Origin of the sequence: Pseudoalteromonas piratica, assembly GCF_000788395.1 — a bacterium.
Taxonomy (GTDB): Bacteria; Pseudomonadota; Gammaproteobacteria; order Enterobacterales; family Alteromonadaceae; genus Pseudoalteromonas; species Pseudoalteromonas piratica.
Window position 1 is genome coordinate 1,352,678 of sequence record NZ_CP009889.1, and the last position, 20,912, is coordinate 1,373,589.

At 38.9% G+C, this 20,912-nt stretch carries 22 protein-coding genes; 9 read left to right on the plus strand and 13 right to left on the minus strand.

Annotation, left to right across the window (positions count from 1 at the left end; genetic code table 11):
- Position 1 precedes the first annotated feature (1 nt).
- Positions 2 to 793: a heme ABC transporter ATP-binding protein gene (locus OM33_RS20730; protein ID WP_040136455.1), complete on the plus strand. Its 792-nt coding sequence runs from the start codon at positions 2 to 4 to the stop codon at positions 791 to 793.
- A gap of 43 nt (positions 794 to 836) precedes the next feature.
- On the opposite strand, the gene OM33_RS20735 is transcribed toward OM33_RS20730, so the two are convergent.
- Positions 837 to 1,859 carry a metal-dependent hydrolase gene (locus OM33_RS20735; RefSeq protein WP_040136457.1) on the minus strand — a complete coding sequence of 341 codons (1,023 nt, stop codon included), beginning with the start codon at positions 1,857 to 1,859 and terminating at the stop codon, positions 837 to 839.
- A gap of 98 nt (positions 1,860 to 1,957) precedes the next feature.
- Complete coding sequence (gene ppiC, locus OM33_RS20740) at positions 1,958 to 2,236, minus strand: peptidylprolyl isomerase PpiC (protein WP_040136459.1); 279 nt, start codon at positions 2,234 to 2,236, stop codon at positions 1,958 to 1,960.
- Positions 2,237 to 2,355: 119 nt separating this feature from the next.
- Here ppiC and OM33_RS20745 point away from each other — a divergent pair, with 119 nt between their 5' ends.
- The gene (locus OM33_RS20745; protein WP_234402748.1) at positions 2,356 to 3,123 is read left to right on the plus strand and encodes a substrate-binding periplasmic protein; all 768 of its coding nucleotides are present in this window, start codon (positions 2,356 to 2,358) and stop codon (positions 3,121 to 3,123) included.
- 115 nt (positions 3,124 to 3,238) lie between these two features.
- On the opposite strand, the gene OM33_RS20750 is transcribed toward OM33_RS20745, so the two are convergent.
- From OM33_RS20750 to OM33_RS20765, 4 genes are all read right to left on the minus strand, one after another.
- The gene (locus tag OM33_RS20750; protein WP_040136461.1) at positions 3,239 to 3,880 is read right to left on the minus strand and encodes a hypothetical protein; all 642 of its coding nucleotides are present in this window, start codon (positions 3,878 to 3,880) and stop codon (positions 3,239 to 3,241) included.
- Positions 3,877 to 4,479, minus strand: coding sequence for a sigma-70 family RNA polymerase sigma factor (locus tag OM33_RS20755; RefSeq protein WP_040137069.1), 603 nt, complete (start codon positions 4,477 to 4,479; stop codon positions 3,877 to 3,879). Before OM33_RS20755 ends, OM33_RS20750 begins: the two co-directional genes overlap by 4 nt.
- A 43-nt stretch (positions 4,480 to 4,522) precedes the next feature.
- The gene (locus OM33_RS20760) at positions 4,523 to 6,238 is read right to left on the minus strand and encodes a vWA domain-containing protein (protein ID WP_040136463.1); all 1,716 of its coding nucleotides are present in this window, start codon (positions 6,236 to 6,238) and stop codon (positions 4,523 to 4,525) included.
- A gap of 214 nt (positions 6,239 to 6,452) precedes the next feature.
- Positions 6,453 to 7,310 (minus strand): chitodextrinase, encoded by an 858-nt coding sequence (locus OM33_RS20765; RefSeq protein ID WP_040136465.1) that lies wholly within the window; start codon positions 7,308 to 7,310, stop codon positions 6,453 to 6,455.
- Between the two features lie 268 nt (positions 7,311 to 7,578).
- On the opposite strand from OM33_RS20765, the gene OM33_RS20770 reads away from it, so the two are divergent.
- Positions 7,579 to 8,571, plus strand: a complete 993-nt coding sequence (locus tag OM33_RS20770) for a tetratricopeptide repeat protein (protein WP_199922574.1) — start codon at positions 7,579 to 7,581, stop codon at positions 8,569 to 8,571.
- A gap of 157 nt (positions 8,572 to 8,728) precedes the next feature.
- Here OM33_RS20770 and OM33_RS20775 read toward each other — a convergent pair whose 3' ends face one another.
- A complete protein-coding gene (locus tag OM33_RS20775) occupies positions 8,729 to 9,487 on the minus strand; it encodes a MipA/OmpV family protein (protein WP_052141227.1) in 759 nt (252 codons plus the stop codon).
- 251 nt (positions 9,488 to 9,738) lie between these two features.
- Between OM33_RS20775 and OM33_RS20780 the strand changes: the two genes are divergently transcribed.
- Positions 9,739 to 10,338: a M23 family metallopeptidase gene (locus OM33_RS20780; RefSeq protein ID WP_040136471.1), complete on the plus strand. Its 600-nt coding sequence runs from the start codon at positions 9,739 to 9,741 to the stop codon at positions 10,336 to 10,338.
- A gap of 87 nt (positions 10,339 to 10,425) precedes the next feature.
- On the opposite strand, the gene OM33_RS20785 is transcribed toward OM33_RS20780, so the two are convergent.
- Positions 10,426 to 10,755 (minus strand): DMT family transporter, encoded by a 330-nt coding sequence (locus OM33_RS20785; RefSeq protein WP_040136473.1) that lies wholly within the window; start codon positions 10,753 to 10,755, stop codon positions 10,426 to 10,428.
- Between the two features lie 351 nt (positions 10,756 to 11,106).
- Here OM33_RS20785 and OM33_RS22415 point away from each other — a divergent pair, with 351 nt between their 5' ends.
- A complete protein-coding gene (locus OM33_RS22415) occupies positions 11,107 to 11,286 on the plus strand; it encodes a hypothetical protein (protein ID WP_081991240.1) in 180 nt (59 codons plus the stop codon).
- A 201-nt stretch (positions 11,287 to 11,487) separates the two neighbouring features.
- Here the strand turns inward: OM33_RS22415 and OM33_RS20790 are convergent, their stop codons facing one another.
- Together OM33_RS20790 and OM33_RS20795 are read right to left on the minus strand one after the other, a co-directional pair.
- Positions 11,488 to 12,294, minus strand: a complete 807-nt coding sequence (locus OM33_RS20790) for a DUF5694 domain-containing protein (RefSeq protein ID WP_040136475.1) — start codon at positions 12,292 to 12,294, stop codon at positions 11,488 to 11,490.
- Positions 12,295 to 12,474: 180 nt separating this feature from the next.
- A complete protein-coding gene (locus OM33_RS20795) occupies positions 12,475 to 13,347 on the minus strand; it encodes a LysR family transcriptional regulator (RefSeq protein ID WP_040136477.1) in 873 nt (290 codons plus the stop codon).
- Between the two features lie 104 nt (positions 13,348 to 13,451).
- On the opposite strand from OM33_RS20795, the gene OM33_RS20800 reads away from it, so the two are divergent.
- Positions 13,452 to 13,826: a YybH family protein gene (locus OM33_RS20800; protein ID WP_040136479.1), complete on the plus strand. Its 375-nt coding sequence runs from the start codon at positions 13,452 to 13,454 to the stop codon at positions 13,824 to 13,826.
- Positions 13,827 to 13,975: 149 nt separating this feature from the next.
- On the opposite strand, the gene OM33_RS20805 is transcribed toward OM33_RS20800, so the two are convergent.
- Positions 13,976 to 14,860: an ATP-grasp domain-containing protein gene (locus OM33_RS20805; protein ID WP_040136481.1), complete on the minus strand. Its 885-nt coding sequence runs from the start codon at positions 14,858 to 14,860 to the stop codon at positions 13,976 to 13,978.
- A 171-nt stretch (positions 14,861 to 15,031) separates the two neighbouring features.
- On the opposite strand from OM33_RS20805, the gene OM33_RS20810 reads away from it, so the two are divergent.
- Positions 15,032 to 16,225 carry a DUF418 domain-containing protein gene (locus OM33_RS20810; RefSeq protein WP_040136486.1) on the plus strand — a complete coding sequence of 398 codons (1,194 nt, stop codon included), beginning with the start codon at positions 15,032 to 15,034 and terminating at the stop codon, positions 16,223 to 16,225.
- 135 nt (positions 16,226 to 16,360) lie between these two features.
- On the opposite strand, the gene OM33_RS20815 is transcribed toward OM33_RS20810, so the two are convergent.
- Together OM33_RS20815 and OM33_RS20820 are read right to left on the minus strand one after the other, a co-directional pair.
- The gene (locus OM33_RS20815; RefSeq protein ID WP_040136487.1) at positions 16,361 to 17,320 is read right to left on the minus strand and encodes a hypothetical protein; all 960 of its coding nucleotides are present in this window, start codon (positions 17,318 to 17,320) and stop codon (positions 16,361 to 16,363) included.
- A 342-nt stretch (positions 17,321 to 17,662) separates the two neighbouring features.
- Complete coding sequence (locus OM33_RS20820; RefSeq protein ID WP_040136488.1) at positions 17,663 to 19,072, minus strand: ATP-binding protein; 1,410 nt, start codon at positions 19,070 to 19,072, stop codon at positions 17,663 to 17,665.
- Between the two features lie 480 nt (positions 19,073 to 19,552).
- Here OM33_RS20820 and OM33_RS20825 point away from each other — a divergent pair, with 480 nt between their 5' ends.
- Both OM33_RS20825 and OM33_RS20830 read left to right on the plus strand, forming a co-directional pair.
- On the plus strand, positions 19,553 to 20,191 hold the full coding sequence (locus tag OM33_RS20825) for a dioxygenase family protein (protein ID WP_040136490.1): 639 nt from the start codon (positions 19,553 to 19,555) through the stop codon (positions 20,189 to 20,191).
- A 232-nt stretch (positions 20,192 to 20,423) separates the two neighbouring features.
- On the plus strand, positions 20,424 to 20,909 hold the full coding sequence (locus OM33_RS20830) for a hypothetical protein (protein WP_052141228.1): 486 nt from the start codon (positions 20,424 to 20,426) through the stop codon (positions 20,907 to 20,909).
- Positions 20,910 to 20,912 lie beyond the last annotated feature (3 nt).

Here is a 20,912-nt window from a genome sequence, read left to right on the forward strand (position 1 = left end):
GATGCTAAAAGGCACAAACATTTCAATACAGGTAGGCAACAAAACCTTGCTAAGTAATGCAACTATTGAAGTGAAACAAAGCGAATTAGCCGTAGTGTTAGGGCCAAACGGCGCGGGTAAATCAACTCTGCTCAAAGCCTTATCTGGTGATATTGCTATTAATAAAGGGGCGGTAAGCTACCAAGGTAAGGCATTAGAAAACTACAGCAGCGATAACTTGGCAAAAATACGTGCTGTATTGACGCAAAATTATGACTGCGAGTTTCCCTTTAGTGTGCAAGAAATTGTCGATATGGCGCACTATGTCCATCAAGAGGATTACAGTAAATCAGAGCTTGCAGCGTTCTCACAACAGGCTATGGCAAAATTGCATGTTGAACATTTGGCAAAGCAAGCTTTTCCAAGACTCTCAGGCGGGGAAAAACAGCGTGTGCAATTTGCACGTGTGTTGTGTCAATTATTGCCAATTTTAGCGCAGCAAAAACCCTGTTATTTGCTAATTGACGAACCAACAGCGAGCCTTGATCTCTATCATCAGTATCAAGTGATGCATTTGGCAAAAGAGGTAGCGAAGATGGGCGCAGGCGTTGTTGCAGTCGTGCACGATTTAGCGTTAGCAGCGAGTTTTGCTAACACCGCTTACTTACTCGAAAAAGGTAAAATTGTTGCTTGTGGTATTCCTAAAGATGTACTCAATGAATCCCAGTTAAAAAATACTTATGGTATTGCGGCGCATTTAGCTGCCAGCGACGGTTTTTTACCTAACTTACGCGTTGCCGCGCACTTTGGCTAAGGTTTAGTTATGTGGGGCAAGTTTAAAACTCTGCCCCATTCACCTACTTAGACTCATTTAATCGAAAGAGGTCTACAGCAGGATCGCTTATCCTGTCAAAAATTAAATGAACCCCATCAATGGGTGGACGGTTCGCTAATTGATTAAAATCGCCTTTTACAAAACCCTTGCCAGTGTTAGTGCCAGCAACAAAAGAAAACACATAATAACCTTCAAGTCCCATCCGCAAATCGCTTATTACAATTTGATCTTGATGAAAATAAACGCCGTACAGCCCTTTCGTGAAAGTTTTTAACATATTTACTCTGATATCGTTTTCAATATGAAGTAATAAGTCATTACGTGTTGGGACAAAGCGTAAATTGACGTCATCAGGGTTATCGAACACGGACGCATAAATTTCATAATGCCCCGTGTTGGTTGTAGCTACGGCTCGCCATAATAGTGTATTGAATGGTGCGGGCGTACTCACGTAAGCCAAGGGAGATATTCCATTTTTTGTTAGCACAAGGTGAACCTTATTGTCGATATGCCACTTTGCAGCTAATCCCCACGCTAGATAAATACTACTCAGTATTAGTGCACTAACATTAATCTTATGTGCATGCGCATTTAACCATTTAAAACTAGTCAGCAACAAAGCAAATAATAGAGGTAGGCTATAAACTGGATCGATAATAAATATACTGGATAAGCCAAACGGGTGGTGAGTTAATGGCCAAAGCAATTGGGTGCCATATACGGTAAAGCTATCAAGTAATGCATGTGTACTTAATATAGCGAATATTGCAAAGCTCCATTGCAAAATAGACAGTGACTTTGCCCACCTAAACTGTAATAAACACCAAGCAAAAAACGGGGAAAGTGGTGCCTGTATTAAAAGTGAATGACTAAAACTACGATGAAATACAAAGTTTTCAACTGCACCACCAAAATCAATTAATACATCTAAGTCTGGTAATGTGCCGAAAGCTGCACCCACAATGAGTGCCCGACGCCCTATTTTTCCACCAAGCAATGCGTAACCAACACTGCTTCCTAATGCGATTTGTGTGACTGAGTCCACTTTGTTCTTATTAATTTACCTAGCTATAAAATTCAGCCTACTTGAAAGACCCTTAGGCATCAAACTTTAACCCATCAATTACAAAAAAGTGATAACTCTTAGGTGCGATATAGTACTTTAATAATATGCCAACCGAATTTGGTTTTAACTAATTGCGGCGTTAAAATTTCGCAAGAGAAACAGACTTTATCAAATTGCGGGACCATAGTGCCGCGCCTAAACTCCCCTAGGTCGCCGCCTTTTTTGCCCGAAGGACAATTAGAGTATTTCTTTGCTAAAGTTTGAAATTTAGCCCCTTTTTCAAGTTGCTTAAGAATATCTTCTGCTTTTTCTTTGTGCTTAACCAAAATGTGTAACGCATGTGCGGTGTTTGCCATGTTACGCAACTCTCACTATTTAAAACCATCTTTTACAATGGCTTAATAATACACGAATGCATAGCGAAAGATGAGGTTTTAACCTAATCTAAATCTAAATGTATAAAAAGGGTAAATATGTGACTAAAGAGTTTATAAAGCGCCACCAGCATTATTCTATATGGTTTTACATACTCGTCATTTTAATAATTGCTTTTCCCAATCATGCTATCGCGCAAACACTTTCAATTTCAGTTGGTTGGAACAAACCTCCTTATGTAATTGAAGAAACCAACTCTGGGTTTGAGCTTGACATGGTTTCAGCTATTTTTGCTTCGATGGGTTATTCTGTCAGTTATGTTTATGTACCATTTGGTCGCTCAAATACGCTGATCAAAGTAGGTAAGGTTGATGCAGCATTAACAATGAATCAACGAATGGACATCAACAACCTAGTGCTCAGTCAGCCGTATATTTCCTATCAAAATGCCGTCATTAGTTTGAAAGGACGCAGTATCAAAATTAACTCAGTATCCGACTTAAAATCATACTCAATTGTGGCTTTTCAAAACGCATCTGTTGTATTAGGTAGAGAGTATCAGCAGGTTGCCAATATGAGTCCGCTCTATTTGGAATTACCTGATCAACGAAAACAGGTCGAAATGTTATTGAAAGGCAAAGTCGATTTGGTAGTGATGGACATTAATATTTTTAACTACTTCAGTAGAGAATTAGTTGGGAGTTCTCATATTTCGAATGTAGATATCCACCGCCTTTTTCCTAAAACTCATTACAACATTGCTTTTACCAAGCAAACATTAATGCTCGAATTTAATAAAGCAATGAAAGCATACAAGCAATCAGATGATTACACTCACCTAGTTGCGAAGTATGAGTTTTTGTATTGAAGAAAAGATTTCAAGTCTCTAATTCATTTATTAGAATCATAAGTTGTTAAATAGTAGAGCTAAGCATTGCAAGAGCATAGCTAACCGCGTTCTTCATAAAATCAAAGCATGCCAACTACTTAGGTTTAGTCAGCTTGCCATTTTCAAGGAGCGCTTGGTATAAACCCTTCAGAGGTTCAGGGATCTTATCGTGAAGCTTTGGTTTTGCTTTTAGTAATTCAATTAGCGCTTGTTCTGCACCATTTTTATCATTTTTTTCAAGTTTAGCTAAAACACCTTTGAACTCAGAAAGTGGTTCAGCGCCTTTTAAATTCAGCATTGCAGGCGGGGGCGCCTGAACAGTTCGCGTTTCTTGCTCTTGGGCTGCGTGTTCAATTTTTGAGGCCGTTACTTCTATTTTTTCTAACTGCACGTCATCTGCTAATAGTTCCATCATTTCAACTTGCGGTTCACGTTTGGCTGTTTTCTTGGCTTGCTGTGACGCTGGTTTATCAATTGATTCTACTGATTTTAATTCTGATTCAAAATCTGGTTCTTGATAATACTGCCAAGGTGCAAACACGGCGATAGCAACCATTGCAGCAGCAATACCAGAATATTGCCACCAGCGGTTTGGCTTTATGATAACGGGCTGCTCTTTGCTAATTGCATCGGACGCGTGGGCCAAAATGGCGTCATCGAGGGCTTTTGGCGGCATCTCGTCATTATCTTGTTGATAAAGCTTAATGATCTCTTCATCGTTAAATTGCTTACTCATACCGACCTTTCGCCTCCTAATTCAGTTGCACCCGCTTTACGCTGCAAACATTCGCGAAGTTGCGACATAGCATAGCGTAACCGAGTTTTAACGGTTTCAGGTTTTGCCTCAACAATGTCACAAACTTGTCCGGGTTCAAACCCTGCTTCGTGGCGCAGTAAAAACGCTTCGCGTTGCTGTGGTACAAGTAGCTCAACACAATGCTTAATGGCCTTTTGTAAATAATCATTATGCAAAGTGTTTTCCTGATGTGTTTGGTTTGAGGCAAGAGTAATGTTTTCGCCTTCACCTTGTTCATCATTCACCAAAGACAGGTGCTCACCTCGTGCTGTTAACTTTCGCTGTTCATCAACCAACAAGTTATGGGCGATACGATAAAGCCAAGTACTAAATTTAGCCTCAACTTTATAACGGGTGCGATTATCGATTACCCGCAGCCACACTTCTTGAAATAATTCTTGTGCTTTATTTTGATGCTTTGTGCCTAATTGGCGACACACATAACGATACAACGGCCCTTTGTGTCTGGCATAAAGGGCACGAAAGGCAGCTTGATCACCTTTTCCATAATCAAGCATAAGTGCCTCGTCCGTTTCCATGTGTGGTTCAATGTTTGTAGTCATATAGGCTATGGTGATTCAACTATAAAGCACTGGCAAGTTCAACCAAGTTAACAAATTCACCGCGATAGTTAAATGGGTCATCTCCCCTATTTGCTCGTGCAATTGTGGCGATATCTTGGTAATTCATACTGCCTAAGTACTGACTCTGCTTTAACTTTTGCGCAAATGCCGCGACTGAAGTCGCAAATTTAAAATCCAAACTGGCACTATCGAAATCATTTAACACCTGTTGTTTATTAACTACTTGGCTAATTAGTTTACTCTCCGTTTCGCCCGGTAATTTATAGCGAATTTTCACCTGTAACAGTTCTTCACTGGCACTTACCACTTGTTTTTGTTGGTAGCGCAGTGCATCAACTTGCCCTTTATTGCCAGCAAGCGTTAATTCATAAAGCGCAGTCACAGTATGACCTGCGCCAATTTCGCCGGCATCGACCTTATCGTTATTAAAGTCTTCGTCTTTCAGTAAGCGATTTTGATAGCCAATCAAGCGATACTCTTTAACATGTGCTGGGTTAAATTCGAGCTGAATTTTGACATCATTCGCAATACTTTGCAGTGTGCCGCTCATTTGCCTTAAAAGTACTTTTTGCGCCTCGTGCAGGGTATCAATATAGGCATGATTGCCATCACCAATATTAGCTAACTGTTCCATCATGGCATCGTTGTAGTTACCGCGACCAAAGCCAAGTGTGGTTAAGGAAATGCCTTGCTTGCGCTTGTCAGCAATCATCTCTTTGAGTGCATCAATATTAGTTGTGCCAACATTAAAGTCACCATCAGTGGCTAAAATTATGCGGTTCACTCCGCCTTTAATAAACGCTTTTTTCGCCGCATGGTAAGCCATTTTGATACCACTTTCACCATGTGTACCGCCACCTGCTTGTAGTTTTTGTAGCGCATTAATAATAGTTTGCTTTTCATTGCCTTTAGTGGGACTTAGTACTAATTCAGTATTGCCTGCATAGGTAACCAAACTCACCGTATCGCGTGCCGATAACTGTTTCACCATCATGGTTAGGCTTTGCACTAGTAAAGGCAGCTTGTTTTTATCATGCATCGAACCCGATACATCCAATAAAAACACCAAATTAGACGGCTTGCGTTCACTCACTGGTAAATCAAAACCTTGCAAACCAATTCGCAAAATATGGCGCTCATCACTCCAAGGCGCTGGTGCTAATTCAGTAAAAGTAGCAAACGGCTGTGATTTGTCTTCTGGTACGCGGTAGTTGTAGTCAAAATAATTAATAAAGGCTTCTTCGCGTACGGCATCTTGTGGGGGCTTTTGCCCCATGCTTAAATAACTACGCACATTGGCATAACTTCCGGTATCAACATCAACCGAAAACGTAGAAAGCGGTGTGGTCGCAGCTTGAAATACCCCATTACTATCACTCGGCAGGTAGTTATCTTGGTTTTGAGGCTGCGTAAAATATTCAGGTGGTGGCGGTGGCGCAATACGCTTTCTTATTGCAGGTGCTGCCATTAAGACTTGTGGCTGACTGGCTTTCATGTACTCCACAGCTCCCCCATCAGTTTGCACATCAGCTAATCGGCTACCTGTTACGACAATTTTTTCAACCTCCGCAATCTCTTTATTTTCTTTAGTAGTTTGGGCTTGTTTTTCATTTTCAGGCTGCTTTGCAATTGTTGTTTCCGACTCTTTATTCGAACAACCAGAAATAAATAGCGTGCCGATTGTTAAAGCGGTTAAGGTTTTATTTGTTTTCATAATCTGTCTCTTTTATAGATGGTTTAACGCTATAAACGGACGACGATAAGTTTGGGGGTGAATTATTTTTAAGATTTTTTTGTGAGGCCATTCCTGATCGCTATCAGCAAACAGTTAGATTCAATATCCCAATTCTCAAATAATGTAACAAGATCAATTCAAATCTGCTCAAATATAGCTTTCGCGTTTAAACGCTCACTCTATAAAAGTTGGATCAGGGCGCTCCCCCAGTGAGTGCGCCGCAGTCTTTATCAGCTGAATAATGAAATTCATCATCCCAAGGAATGAGGCGACGCATTTTATTTTGCCCTGTTCGATTAGCAAACGCTCTCTGTAAAGTATTGAAATAGAGTAATTTGGGGTTTCTAAAGTGTGGGAAATTATTCTGTAATACTCTGGTACACATACTAATATTCACAAAATCCAAGATAATTTTTTTGCCTATATCTTCATCTAAATGAGAGAATCTATTTTGTTCAACATCAATGACTAATTGCAAGGTTGGTGCAGCAGCTAAACTAAAAGTGATAAGCTCGGGTGAGTCAAATTTTTCATAAACAATTCGCTCATAATCATCTCGAATACCGTTTGCGTTTTGATCGACGCCGTCTAATGTTTTGTAGTCATCACGGTGCGCTGGCGGTAAATTAGGATAAACATAAAAAAGATCGCGTATACGCTGCCAACTATGATGAGATTTAGGTTCGTTATTTTCATTCCAATAACGGGCGAGAAAATACTCAGTTCCATACTTTACTAAATCACCGCCTTTATAAACCTTAGTGGGTAGCCATTTTTCAATGACAGGGCCTTGCACCCAAATCCACCCATCCCAATTAATATTATTTTTAACTGGTTCGATGCCTTTAACCCAGTGCATTGCAACAAATAGATTTTCGTTATGAGAAACCACATCACCTGCAATATATACTGAGCTTGCACTCCATGGGTTATGCTCAGGCGCGATGTTAGCTAAATCAATGTTTTCCTTCTCAGAAGCTAACCGTAATAAATTCGTAGCATGGGTGTGAGCACAAAAAAACAAACACGCTAAAAGTAGTACCCTAACCATTTCAAGTTCCTTTTGAATTAATCGGTTGTACTGTTAAATCAAGTTCAACTCTGACCTAAAAGCAACATGAAGCGTTTAAATTACGAATAAACTACTAAAACATCTAATCACCAACTATTTAGAAATTATACTCTAAGTTAAAGAAAAATAATGAATATATGGCTTATCTGCCACCAATATTAGATAAAAGACGTTTTAGTTCTGACTTGTTTGTAAACACATCTAAAGTTTGTTTAAATTCTCTATGATGATTTAGAAAAGGGACTTTATGATGTCAAAACAATTAAATGCTATTTATAGTTTCTGCTTAGTAGTCGCACTTTGCCTAAGCACAAAACCTAATGCCTCCGAACAGCTAGCTCAAACTCCCTCTGATAAACTAAATCAACTGATTGAAAGCCGAACGAAAACTTGCCTTTCCGAAGAGTGCAGCAAAAAGATAAAACAACTTCGCAAATACGCGCGTTGGAATGAAGCAAAAGCGCAGTTGGTACTTGGCATTGCCTATTTATATGGTGATGGTGTTGAGCAAAACACAAATGAAGCACTAAAGTGGTTGATTAGAACATCTCGCAATAAACAACCTGATGCTAAGCGGTATGCTCTTAAAACAATGCATATTTTAGAGATGTTATATCGCCAAGGGATTGGAGTTGAAGTTAACCAAAGGCAAGCGGACTATTACCAAAAGCGTTTGTTGAAACATAGTTATGGGCCAACTTTGCACCAAGTTGCTCTCAATGCACTTGCTGATAACCCCGCCAAAGCCCTTGATTACTTAAGACTTGCAGATAAACAAAAGCACTCACCTTCAACATATCTGCTTGCACAGCTTTATCACACAGGCAATGCTGTAGAACTGAATTTACTTACAGCAGCAAATTATTACGAAGCCCTCGCCATATCTAACTACAAAGATAGTCGTAAACAACTATCATCAATTACCAAACAATTGAGTAAATTAAATAGCAGTGACTTCCAACAAAATATCACCAAATTTGAACGCACACTTGGTATGGAAGTAATTACTGTCAACCCAAATAATATGGGCTCACAAGACAAATTAACTAGCATGCTTTCTATGTTTAAAGAGGGTGATGGCAAAGGAATAAATAAATATAAATCTACTGGCTCACATTTAAGAGGCCAAAGATGTGGTTCGACGTCTTACATGTGTACAAGTTCTGACGGGTGGGATGATCTTGAAGGGACAGGCATTTTAGGAAGGGCAGCAATCCCTAGTGCACCTTCAGGGCTTTGATTTACTAAATAAATTAGCAGAGCAGTAACTATTGAAGCCCTTAAAGTTTACTGCTCAATTTATAATCCTTGCTTTTATTCATTACTAGTGTTCAGCGAAACAATATCAACCAAGCACCATTAAAGTTGCTAGTTCTTGCATACAACACACATCTCAATTAAAAGAACTTACTGAATAATAATCTGAAACTGATATTCGTATCGTCCTCAACAAGTGGACTATCTGTAATGCTGTCGTCAAACCAATTGTAATCAATGGCTAGTTGTGTGAAACCCCCAAAGAAAATAGGTGTTGAAATAGCGATACCGACAGCTGAGTTTAAGGCACTGTCACCTGTGAATTGCGGCCTAAAGTTAGCGGCTTCATGTGCACCAACACCATAATAATAATCAACATGCTTGCTGTCTAAGTAACTGACTGAAATATTAGGTTCAAAAAAGACTGGGCCACTTTTAAATGCCCTGCCTAACTGCGCAGATAGCTCGTAGCCGTTTGATTTATTTAAAATATCATGCATTGCCGACAAATTAATTTTCCAGTTTTGGCGCTCATACTTAGCACTTAACCCCGCATCCATGGAAAACTTACGCTCATCCATACCAATAAATATGTCACTATCAGACTCATCAAACCCCTGAAAGCGAGGAGATAATTGAACTTGAAATTCAATATCTTTTAACTCAAGCATTTCATAGCTAACAAAAGGGCCATAAACAGTGAGGTCTTCACTTCTATATCCAATAATTGGTAAGGGTATTACACGTCTGTCATAACCTTTATAAATCTCTTTGTTAACACCTAGGCCAAACCCGTATAAAAAACCAATTGGTTCTAATTGCGCTCTTATTGCACCACGCTCATCAGCAAAAACCGCATTCGATATTAAACATGCCAGCATTAAAACTATTTTTTTCATTTTTATTTCTTTTCTAAGTTAAAGGTAACGATACGTAAAGTCATAGAAATTCGTTCACAGCATAATGGTCTAACAATGTGCTTATCGGTAATAGCCCTATCAAACCTGCTCTCAGAGCTTACCTTTGCAAAGTAAAAGTAGAGCAGATTTATATTACTAATGAGTGACGCTTGCCGTAGAAAAATTTTTTAAAATTGTTTAAACCTTTTTGCGTATTGGATACGACAAACAAGTATCAAAAGGAGAACAAAATGAATAAATTAGGAACAGCACTTTTACTTATCGCCTCGTTATCGGCATGTGCAGAGCAACCACTTGATTGCAGTGTATTTAATGAGCAAAACAGTGCCGATTACATTTTACCTTTTCAAACAGGGGCATCTTTTAAAGTAGAAGTATCAACTGGGCACTACCGAAAAAGTAATGGTGGCGTAGGACTTTATGCCGTCGATTTTAACATGCCAATTGGCACAACGATTGTCGCCGCTCGAGCAGGTAAAGTTGTCGCTGTACGTGATGAATTTGAAGATTGGAATGGCAAAGATCTTGCTGAAAATTATGTATTTATTGAACATCAAGATGGCACAATCGCCCGCTATTTTCATTTAACGCATAACGGCGCACTTGTCAGCGAAGGCGAGCACGTAACGCAAGGCCAAGTAATCGCAAAAAGTGGGAATACAGGTCAATCCGGTGGGCCGCATTTACATTTTGATGTGCAAAAGTGCGGGCCAAATTTATCACCAAATTATAACAAGATGCCATGCGGTCAAACTCTGCCAGTCATGTTCAAAAACACAAGCTCGCATCAATGTGGATTAGAAGCGGGTAAAACCTATAAAGCGTTATAAGCCAATAGCATCGCCTCTAAATCGGCCGTAAAAGGTTAGCGATATTACGTTAACCTTTTACATAGTTACTTAAATATTTGAGAATGATTACTGCAAAACCACAGATGATTTAGCGGTGATCAACACGGTACCAATAGCAATCAAAGCAATACCAGCAATTGCGTATACATCGAATTTTTGCTGCCAAAGCAATACTGACGCAACACACACCATTGAAATTCCCACTCCGGACCAAATCGTGTAGGTCAATCCAACACTCATATGTTTTAAAACGATGCCGAGAAAAATACCTGCTAAAGAGTAGAAAAAAATCGAGCCCATACCAAACCACCATTTTTCCCACCCATTAGATGCTTTAAGCAATAGTGTTGCTGTCACTTCCGTTACAATAGCCAACACCAAAAATACATATGACATAACGCCTCCCAATTAAACGATATTTCAATGGTTACAAACATGTGATTTTGAATAACAGAGAGTATTGAATTTTATTTACTTGATAAGTAGAGCGATTTGTCACAAGTTTTCACTGACAATTGTCATAACATTAACATTAAAGGCTGGCTCAAATTGCTATATAAAGAGTAATCTGCAAGCACTTCCTATAAGCTATTTGGGTGTAATAAGGACCTATTTTCACTTGAGTCTTATTATGGCAGTTATAAAACTACGGACAAAATCAAGCTAGGTGCTCTGATATGCCCCTGTTTATTGGTTGATCTCATAAGCATTATCTTCGTACTTAAAAGAAAACTGTAGAAATATAATGTGAGAATTCGTCAAAAGGCATGTGCACAATGCCAACAAAGCAAAGCGGTTTTGTATCGCTGTCGATTTGCAACTAATAAAGACTGGTTATTTGTATGTGGCCCATGTTTGCAAACAATCAAACAGCACCATATTAATACTTACCAATACGGTGGCACTTGGAAAGCGCGTAAGCGCTAAAAAAACAATGCGCCATTGCATACGCCATTACACATTGTTCTCCCTTTGTACCAAAACGTTATATAACCTGGGCTAGGGTTAAGAAGTTAGTCAACTAATCGAATATATAAACTTATATTCTGTTAGTGTTTTAGTTTGACAATTTTTCTTACTAAAAGGCAAATTGGCTGTTAGAAAGCAATTTGCCATCCCGAGTTGAGATTATTTAATATACTGAATTACATCAACAGCTTCGCGCTGTGAATCAAGATTTAAAAAGTCTCTAAAAATAGATGTATGACCCTGCCCACCAATTACTAGCACACGCTCACCTGGCTGTGCATAGTGTTGAATATTTGCATACATCCTAAAGTTTCTATGCCACCAACTTGCGGCTGCATCGGCACCTTCAAAACCATTACCTGCACCTACATGATTAGTTCTAAAGTACAAAGATTTATTTAAGTTATCCCATTCAGGACTATTGCTCATAAGTAACAGCTCTTTTAATGATTTTGTCAGCTGGTTTTGCTCCATATCTTGAGTCAGTTTGGCAATAAACGTGTTAAATGCTTTTTCGGTTTCGCTGTCGTGTTTGGCCATGTACTCAAACAAAGGCTTTGCTTGCCAATGCACTTCTTGTTCGTCGTATAAATGTACTTCACTTAATCCAGCCTGTTTTGCAACTCTGAATCCCAATTGATAAATCTCGTTGCTTTTAAGGTCAAATTGCCCCTTTAAATACTGAGCGTATTCTTGCTGCGTTTGTTGTTGGTATTTTTTATTGTATTCGAGCAACACCACTGTCGGTTTAAACTCGCTGAGTCGTTTGGTCAAAGACGTTAAATACGCTTGATTTTCAGCAGTCATTACATTTATTTGCTTCGTTTTCACTTTATCTGCTTGAGGGTTTGCAAAATGAAACACTCCCATCAGCATCACTTTTGCAGGGTCATTATGTGTTTGCTCTTCAGCGAGCAGTGAGAAAGGTGTGGCAATGGCCAATAAAACTAACAGTATTTTATTCATTATTATTCCTCTAAATGAATCTCTCCTTTATCACCAGAAGTGCATTAAGAAGATTCAATCAATGTCCATGTCAATTTTGGGTACAACCGCTCATTGAGTGTAAAGGAATTGTTGGTGAATTTATATACTGTTCATATTGAAATAATGTTCATGATTCTCCTCCGTGTATTATCGATAAAATTAGCTATCCCCTACTAAATTCTGCAAATGTTGTGTGATTGCTTCAATGCATACTTTGACGTTGAGTGGTTGGTTTTTACCAAAAGGATGAATCGCAAAAACAGGGGTGCTTGGCAACATTAAGTGTGGGTCTACTGGTACTAGTTCACTGGTAAATCGCGATAAATAAAAGTCAGGTACAATGCCAATACCTGCACCTGCTTTAAGTAATGCCACACAAGCGTAAAATGAGTTAGTCGTACACTGCGCTTCGGCTTCGAAATGACGCTCTGAACCATCTTTACTGATAAAAATGTGCTTAATTTTATTGCCTTGCCAAACATTTGCAATATAGGGCAATGTGTTGATATTTTGCTTCTCAAATACCGCTGTACCACACAGTACATCTTTAAACGCACCAATACGCTTTTGCGTTAAATTACTATCCGATGAGCGACCGACCCTAATCGCCAGATCAATATCGTTCGCCATAAAATCAAGCTGTTCATCCGCGCTTATCAACTCTGGTTTTAACGCTGGATAGTCTTTCATAAGCCTTGCAATTACCGGTGTCACTAACGTTTCCATTAAAGCATTTGGCGCAGTAATGCGTACACGCCCTTTCGGTTCAGCTAAATAGCTTTGTGCTTGCTCCCACGCATTTTCCGCAATTGAGTTAATTGCCTTACATTGGGAATAAAAACGCTCCCCTGCATCAGTGAGTGATAGTCTTCGAGTAGTGCGCTTAAGTAACACCACGCCCAGTGAGTATTCCAACTGCTTCAAGTTTTGGCTGATCACTGATTTAGATAAATTTAGCGCTTCACCAGCGGATGATATTGATCCCGCCTCAACAATATGGGCAAAAATCATCATTTGTTTAAGTCGATTCATTTTTATTGTTCTGTATAGCAAAACAGTTATTTCTATTATATCTGTTTTTAAACACTTAGCAGCTCGTTAATCTAGCCACTCCTTACTAATTAAGAGACAACAAGATGACTGAACAACAGATTTTAGATGCCTGTAAGGCAGGTATCGCGGCATGGCAACACGCTTTTAACAACCAAGATGCTGCAGGCTGTGCAGCACAATACAGCAAAAATGCCGTAATGCATGCCCGCCCTTTTGGTACATTTGAAGGCACTTCCGAGATAGAGTCTTTCTGGCAAGGGATCATTGAACAAGGGTTTAAAGACGTTGACTACACAGATGTTACTTGGACTAAGTTTGATGATATGAGCTTTATTCTCACTTCGAAGTGGACAATGAATAAAGCGTATGGTGTTGTACATCGCGAATTATGGCGCGTTGAAGAAGACGGTAAAGCGCGTTTAATTGAAGACGAATTTGAAGTGCAGGGTGAACGTTAATTAGAATTTACTTAAGCTAATAAATAATCACATAACAAAAGCGCTTTACCAGTAAAATTTGAACAAAAGGTTAACGTATAACTCGTTAACCTTGTCTTCGAATTGACTCGTTCAAAATAGCATTATTGTCTGTTAATGCTTTGATAGATTTACTTCAAGCGTGCGATCATTGCATTTGCAAACCGCTCGGGGGATTTTGCATCCATATTAAAATATAAAGAAGGCTCTATAAGCTCAGCCTCCATTAGGCAATACTCACCGTTAAACTTAACTAAATCTAGGCGTGCATAAAGGGGCATAGCGTGCACACTCTGAACTGCTTGCATGCATTTATTCGCCGCATCAACTAGTGATGTATCTGGTGAGACACGATTCAAACTCCCGCCGTGTTCTTCTTGCACTCTAAAGTCATCTTTCTTAGGGGTTTTTAGTATGGCATGGCTATATTCACCATTAAAATAGAAAAGTGAGTACTCACCATTTTCCACAACTTCTGGCACAAATGGCTGTACCATAAAGTCGCGTTGGCTAAATGTCGTATTTAAACCATCAAGGTCAACATCTTGCTTAGCTTTTAACCAGAAAGTGTTATCGGCATTGGCACTAATACGGGGTTTAAGAATAATTTCTTGCGTATCAAATGCACTAAAGAACGCGTCTATTTGCGCTTTTGTTATCTTAATATCGCTAAGTCTATTTTGCCATTGAGTAGGAATTAAGCGCACTCCCAACTGTTCTAATTCTCGCAGATAAATTTTATCGATATTCCAGCGAACAATGTCCAATGAATTTTGCAGTTCAGCACGACTATGTTCGATTTGTTCCAATACAGCTAAAAAAGCCTCTGGCGCATCTTGGTAGTCCCAGGGGGTACGTATAACCACCATTTCATACTGGTCCCAGTCAACCACCTTATTTCGCCACGAAACGGTATCCACTGAGAAACCCTGTTGATTTAAATAGGGTTCGACCAAATCGTCGTAAACTTCAAACTCATCCAAACAATCCATTGATAAAAAAGCGCACTTTCTCATAGTTTTCTCTTTATTACGTTTTGATACTACTCATAAATATTGTATACAACTTACAAACTTAATCGCCGAAAATCAAAATTAAAACGCAAGGCAGTAATCAAAATAGCTTTGTTTATGCTGGTATAAAGCGTCTCACCATGACATCATTGTTAAAAAAAAAACAAAAACACAATGCACACACTTCAACGCGATCCACTATTGGATATTTTTCGTGGCTTTGCCATTTTTGGTATCTTTTTTATTAATATCACCATAATGCATTGCTTATTCATAAACCAAGATAGCTTTGCTACCCAGTTTCAAGATGCCACCAGCGATCTTATTAATCGTGTTTTACAATTGTTTTTCTACAATAAGTTCTTCCCTATTTTTTCCTTCTTATTCGGTTTAGGCATCACCCTTCAAATCCTTAAAAAACAGCAAAATAATCGGCCTTATATTGGCTTTTTTACGCGTCGAATGGGCGCTTTGTTTGCCATTGGCATACTGCATATTCTGCTGCTGTGGTCGGGGGATGTTTTGCACCTTTACGCACTGCTAGGATTAGTAAGTTTAATAATGGTAAGGCTAAGCGCAAAAGTGACCACGTTTATAGGAATTGGATTATTAGTCTTCCCATTTTACGATCATTTAGCAGGGTTTATTCTAGAAAATTCGCAGTTGCAACTCGATCGCGGGCTACTTGCCTACGGCGAGCAAGGTATTATCACAACACAAAGAGAAGGTAGCTACCTTGATACGATTTTATTGCGGCAATCGGACTATATGGCAAACCTTCCGATGCTGCTTTTCTACCTCGCTCCTATGGCGTTTGCGATGTTTTCATTAGGCATGGCCGCCAGTAAAAGCGAATTAAAGTTTGGCTCAAAGCAGTGGCTGAACTACTTCCAAAAAACAGCCATTGTAACCGCTGTGTTGTCTTGTATTTATCGCATTGTATTTCTTTTTTGGTTGCCTGAAAGCGATCTTTATCGTCACGAATTACTGCGACCACTTTGGTTTAAGTTAATGTTCTTAAGCGACGTTACATTTGGTTTGTGTTACTTGTGGGGTATTGCTTGGTTGTGGCATAAGGGGATTTTAAAAAAGCCGCTTATTTACTTTAGCTATGTTGGTCGTTTAGCATTAAGTAATTACATTTTGCACAGTGTGATTGGCTTATTACTGTTCACAAGTGTTGGCTTTTCCCTTTATCAAACTCTCAGCCCATTGGCCTGTTTTACTATCGCACTGGTTAGCTTTATTGGCCAAGTCCAACTCAGCAAAATCTGGTTATCACACTTCCAATATGGCCCATTAGAATGGCTATGGCGTTGCGTCACATATCGACAAAAAATGCCCTTTAAACGAGTTGTCGTGGAGTAACATATTTTTTAGTAATAAAACATTTGGGTCGTTGATAACCTTAATGGAAAAAAGGTTAACCAAACCTCTGTTAACCTTTTTTCAATTAGTATAACGCGCCTAAATGGTTATAGCGGTTACTTATTGATCCTTCGTTTAGTTATTGCCAACAAACGAAAAGTTACTCACATCAAATGAAACAAGCGAACCATTACTGCTACAACCAAAATCTGACGCAATATTTTGACCATTGAGGGCAAAGCCAATTACCGCTCCGCTTTGCACATCAAAACTTGCTGAACCATTGCCTTCTTGCAGCATCGTAGTCACGCCATCATTTACATAACCTGCCGGGCAAGCAGCTGTTGAATTCGTCACTGTATAGTCAAAGCTGACTGTGCCATTACTTGGCGCAGCAATGTAAAACGTTGAACCACTTACATTCCACTGCGGATAGTTAGTCAATGTTACTGAGTTTGGCGCATTTGAAGTATTCACTAAATTTGTCGGAGCATTGGAGCCTGCAGACCAATTATTGACATCAAACGCGCCTTCAAAATTATTAACCACCAAATGTGTCACAGGATTTGCAATAATCTCAACATTATCGACGTATACAGTCGCATCCCCCGCTACAACTTGTCTAAACGTAAGGATATGAATAAGTGTGGGCAAGCCTTGAGTAATAAATTCATGGCGCTCAAAAACATTGCCATTAGGCGTAAAGCTCGCGAGTAGTTTATTATCCCAATATACTGCTAATTCACCTTGCGAGAACGACCCCCTTTGCGCTGTATCAAATGCTATTTTGTAGGTGTTAGCATTTGACGTTACAACTTGAGAAACAGAGCCTTCATCACCCTGCAAAAATGCCAATGCATGGGCGCTTGCTTCACCACCCCATACACTGCTGTGGTTGGCGATGCCTGTGCCCGTGGTGAAAATCCAATTTGGCGCAGAAAAGTTTTCATCTGTTGCATATAAAAATGAGCCATTGGCAATACTACTGGTCTCAAATCCCGCGTTAGGTGACAAATTCGGTGTCTCGCTCGCATTAGTTTGCAAAGTCATAAAAAGTGCACTGAAACCGATTGCAAAAGAAAGTTTTTTATCCATTTTAAACTCCAATATTCAATAGTCTTTTGTTAAGTAAGCGTGGCCAACAGCAAGGTGAGCACTGACGCCCACTAAGCATAGGTGAGCGCTTAGTTTTTCTTATGACAAGCTATTACAGCGCTGATTTTCACTAGGCAACCGCTATGAATTCCGTTTTAGAACAAAGTTTTACTTGAATTGATAAACTAGCCGGTATTAACGGGAACTTTTGGCAACGATGTGTTTTAGTTATTAAAACATTACACATCAGCAGACAGTCTAACTTTATTGAGCAGCAAGCTCTCTGGGGTGTTTATATGGATATGAAGCCAGCTAAGTTAAAGGCTAAAGAATACTAGATGGCTAACTTGCAACAGGTAATTCAATAGTGAAAACAGTGCCTTTCCCTATGCCGCTGCTAACAGATATTACCCCATTATGTGATTCAATTATTTTATGTGAAATAGATAACCCAAGCCCGGTACCCGTGCCCACTTCTTTGGTTGTAAAAAATGGATCAAACAATTTGTTTATTGTGTTATCACTCATACCGCACCCATCATCTTTAACAACTATGGTAATTTTATCGTTTTGCTGGCTTGTGTTAATTTCAATGGTGCCAGCTTTACTAATTGCATCATTGGCGTTCATTAAAAGATTAACAAGGACCTGACTAAGTTCTATGGGCATTACTGTTGATTTTGTTAACTCTCCTGGCAAAAAGTTAATTTCAATATCTGGTTTAATTTCAGAACAAACCATATTGATTGCCAGCTGAATAACATCCTCATTGATGTCCACATTGCTCACTGCTAGTTTTTCCATTTGAGAAAAATGCCCTAAGTCACCAGAAATACTTTTGATGCGCTTTAACCCTGAAGCAATGCTCGCACATAGCGAATTTATATCCTCATTAATAAATGCTAAATCATGCTTATCAGAAATCGTTTTTGCAGCGTCAGGCGCCGCTTTTGAAATTGCTTGCCATGCACAATTATAATCATCAAAATAATCGCATAAGGTTTCAACATTACTGCTGACATAACCCAATGGCGTATTAATCTCATGGGCAACACCTGCAGCCAGCTGACCTATAGAAGCCAATTTTTCTGAATGAATTAGCTGCTGCTGTTGCTCTAATAGTTGCTGCTTCGTACTTTTTAGTTCCGCAAGTGCCTGTTCCAGGGTTTCGTTTTTTTCCTTTAATTGCGCGGTGCGTTTGGCAATTTTATGCTCTAGTTTATCGTTAAACCCTGCAAGTTGATGTTGCATTGTTTCTAACTGAACTAAATGTTGGTAGGTTCTAATTGCGGCTGTTATGGAAGTAAATAATCGTTGTTTTGTTAACTCTGTTTTGGATTTGTAATCATTAATATCATAGTTGAACATAACTTCTTGTTCAGGGTGCGTTCCGGCTTGCCCTGTGCGTAAAATTATTCTCACTAAACTGTTATTAAGTTCCTGACGAATCGCCTTTACGCACTCTAACCCTTCATCATCACTGCTCATAACAACATCAAGCAAAATCACACAAATATCTGGGTTATCACGTAAAATCGATAACGCCTCTTCTTTTCCGTAAGCATGAAAGAGTGTTAGCGGCCTTGATTGATATTGATAACCACTAAGCACCAATCGTGTTAATTGGTGAATTTGGTCATCATCATCAACAACCAATAATGGCCAACATGCTTGTTGGCAAAAATCGTCCAATTTACTTTCTTGAGTGTTCTCTTCACTAAATAAAAACGAATCATTTTGTTTATCTGACATACACACTCTTAAAACGATATTTCTGTGGTTTGCTATTACTTGCTCAATATTAGTGTTGCTTGAATTTTTAAAAACTGCAAACAGAACCATCAAACGCATTTACATTCATGCAGTTAAATAAGCAGTAAGATTCAGATAAGTTGCCTAATTTATTTACTTAAAAATCTATAATTTTTCTATTTTGTTAAGATCTAATTTCCTTTTTGGTTATTTATTGCCTTAACAACTTAGCTTATACGCGGCTCGAGTCTTAACAATGAAGTGCCAATGCAAATGACGAAATAAGTAGTCTTACTTGTCGCTTAGAATCCTTATTTAAGCAACTAAAGGTCATTTTCCCACCTAGATTAAAGCGCCTACTCCTTCCGCTCAATTCAAAATAAATACCCGCCCCTAAATAAAATAGATTTTTTATAGGACAATGCATTATTTTTGCTATTAACCTTCAAAGCGAAAGTTAAACAAAAAAGGGAAGTCGTTATGACGTTGAATAATCGCCGCGCATTTTTAAAAAATAGTGTTTTAGGAACAGCAGGGCTGGTATTTACAAGTAAAGTCAGAGCTCAAATAAGCACTCCCAGAGATGCCGAAGGGCCTTTTTATCCCATTACCCCACAAAAAGATAAAGATGCAGACTTAACAAAGGTCGCCGGAAAATTGGGCACCGCAAAAGGCACGATAATAAACATTTTTGGTCAAGTATTCGACACAAATTCAAACCCCATTGAAGATGCCACAATCGATTTATGGCAAGCTAACAGCTTTGGCAAATACCATCACCCTCATGACACAAGCGATGCGCCAATCGATGAGAATTTTCAATCTTGGGCTATCATTCAAAGTGGGAAAAATGGTGCATTTCGATTCAAAACTGTTATGCCGGGTGCTTACCCTTACCAAGCAAAAGCAGAGGATCAACGAACGCCTCATATTCATATGAAAATTGGCAAACATGGTTATGAGCCTGTACTCACACAAATGTACTTTCCCGATCAAGAACAGAACAAAACCGATGGGTTATATCAACGAAAGACAAAGACACAACAAGCTATGATGACAGCTCAATACACTGAAAAACCCAATGAGTTTCTCTACAACATCTTTTTAGAAAAAATCTAGCCGAATAAAATGCTTTCGGGTTACGCAACTTTATTACCCGTATGTTTAAAATTAATTACTTTTAAACATAAATCTTAAGAAGGCTAGATGAATGTGCTGCTTGATATTTAGCAGCATCATTTACTGCTATTTACAGTTTTATTGTGTAAAAAGTATCTAATCACTGCATTTATCAGTAAGCCTATGACACAATGCAAATGTGTTTTATTGTTTATGATTTAAAAGGTTTACTATGCGATTTTTCAATACGTTACTGCTATTTATTACCCTTAGTTTCTCTGTTTTATCTGTTGCTAATGAGCAAGTTAAAGTCATTGCTGTCGGGGATACACTTACGTTACCGAAACTGAATGATCAATTTGAAAAACCACATACACTTTTACCTGAAACAAAGTGGGTATTATTTAGCCATGATATGGATAGCAGCAAGATAGTACGCGAGGCGTTTGGTGATCAGACCCATGAGACAATGCAAAAAGCTAAGATCCAGTATTATGCAGACATCAGTGCTATGCCAAGCTTAATCAGTAAGTTCATTGCAATACCAAAAATGAAAAAGCTTAAGTACACCATTGTTATGGACAAAGAAGGTGGTGCGCTAGATATCATGCCGAAAGAAGAAGATAAGCTCACAGTGTTAAAAATTGAAAATGGTAAAGTGGTTGATTTAGTGATCACGGCTGACGCAAAAGAGTTAAGAGACATTGTTTTAAAATAAGTG

Coding starts and splice junctions, on each gene's coding strand:
- OM33_RS20820 (WP_040136488.1), bottom strand. CDS start 19,072: ATGTCAGATAAACAAAATGATTCGTTTTTATTTAGTGAAGAGAACACT.
- OM33_RS20760 (WP_040136463.1), bottom strand. CDS start 6,238: ATGAAAACAAATAAAACCTTAACCGCTTTAACAATCGGCACGCTATTT.
- OM33_RS20825 (WP_040136490.1), top strand. CDS start 19,553: ATGACGTTGAATAATCGCCGCGCATTTTTAAAAAATAGTGTTTTAGGA.
- OM33_RS20765 (WP_040136465.1), bottom strand. CDS start 7,310: ATGGTTAGGGTACTACTTTTAGCGTGTTTGTTTTTTTGTGCTCACACC.
- OM33_RS20750 (WP_040136461.1), bottom strand. CDS start 3,880: ATGAGTAAGCAATTTAACGATGAAGAGATCATTAAGCTTTATCAACAA.
- OM33_RS20730 (WP_040136455.1), top strand. CDS start 2: ATGCTAAAAGGCACAAACATTTCAATACAGGTAGGCAACAAAACCTTG.
- OM33_RS20815 (WP_040136487.1), bottom strand. CDS start 17,320: ATGGATAAAAAACTTTCTTTTGCAATCGGTTTCAGTGCACTTTTTATG.
- OM33_RS20775 (WP_052141227.1), bottom strand. CDS start 9,487: ATGAAAAAAATAGTTTTAATGCTGGCATGTTTAATATCGAATGCGGTT.
- OM33_RS20770 (WP_199922574.1), top strand. CDS start 7,579: ATGATGTCAAAACAATTAAATGCTATTTATAGTTTCTGCTTAGTAGTC.
- OM33_RS20830 (WP_052141228.1), top strand. CDS start 20,424: ATGCGATTTTTCAATACGTTACTGCTATTTATTACCCTTAGTTTCTCT.
- OM33_RS20800 (WP_040136479.1), top strand. CDS start 13,452: ATGACTGAACAACAGATTTTAGATGCCTGTAAGGCAGGTATCGCGGCA.
- OM33_RS20785 (WP_040136473.1), bottom strand. CDS start 10,755: ATGTCATATGTATTTTTGGTGTTGGCTATTGTAACGGAAGTGACAGCA.
- OM33_RS20795 (WP_040136477.1), bottom strand. CDS start 13,347: ATGAATCGACTTAAACAAATGATGATTTTTGCCCATATTGTTGAGGCG.
- OM33_RS20780 (WP_040136471.1), top strand. CDS start 9,739: ATGAATAAATTAGGAACAGCACTTTTACTTATCGCCTCGTTATCGGCA.
- ppiC (WP_040136459.1), bottom strand. CDS start 2,236: ATGGCAAACACCGCACATGCGTTACACATTTTGGTTAAGCACAAAGAA.
- OM33_RS20805 (WP_040136481.1), bottom strand. CDS start 14,860: ATGAGAAAGTGCGCTTTTTTATCAATGGATTGTTTGGATGAGTTTGAA.
- OM33_RS20755 (WP_040137069.1), bottom strand. CDS start 4,479: ATGGAAACGGACGAGGCACTTATGCTTGATTATGGAAAAGGTGATCAA.
- OM33_RS20810 (WP_040136486.1), top strand. CDS start 15,032: ATGCACACACTTCAACGCGATCCACTATTGGATATTTTTCGTGGCTTT.
- OM33_RS20790 (WP_040136475.1), bottom strand. CDS start 12,294: ATGAATAAAATACTGTTAGTTTTATTGGCCATTGCCACACCTTTCTCA.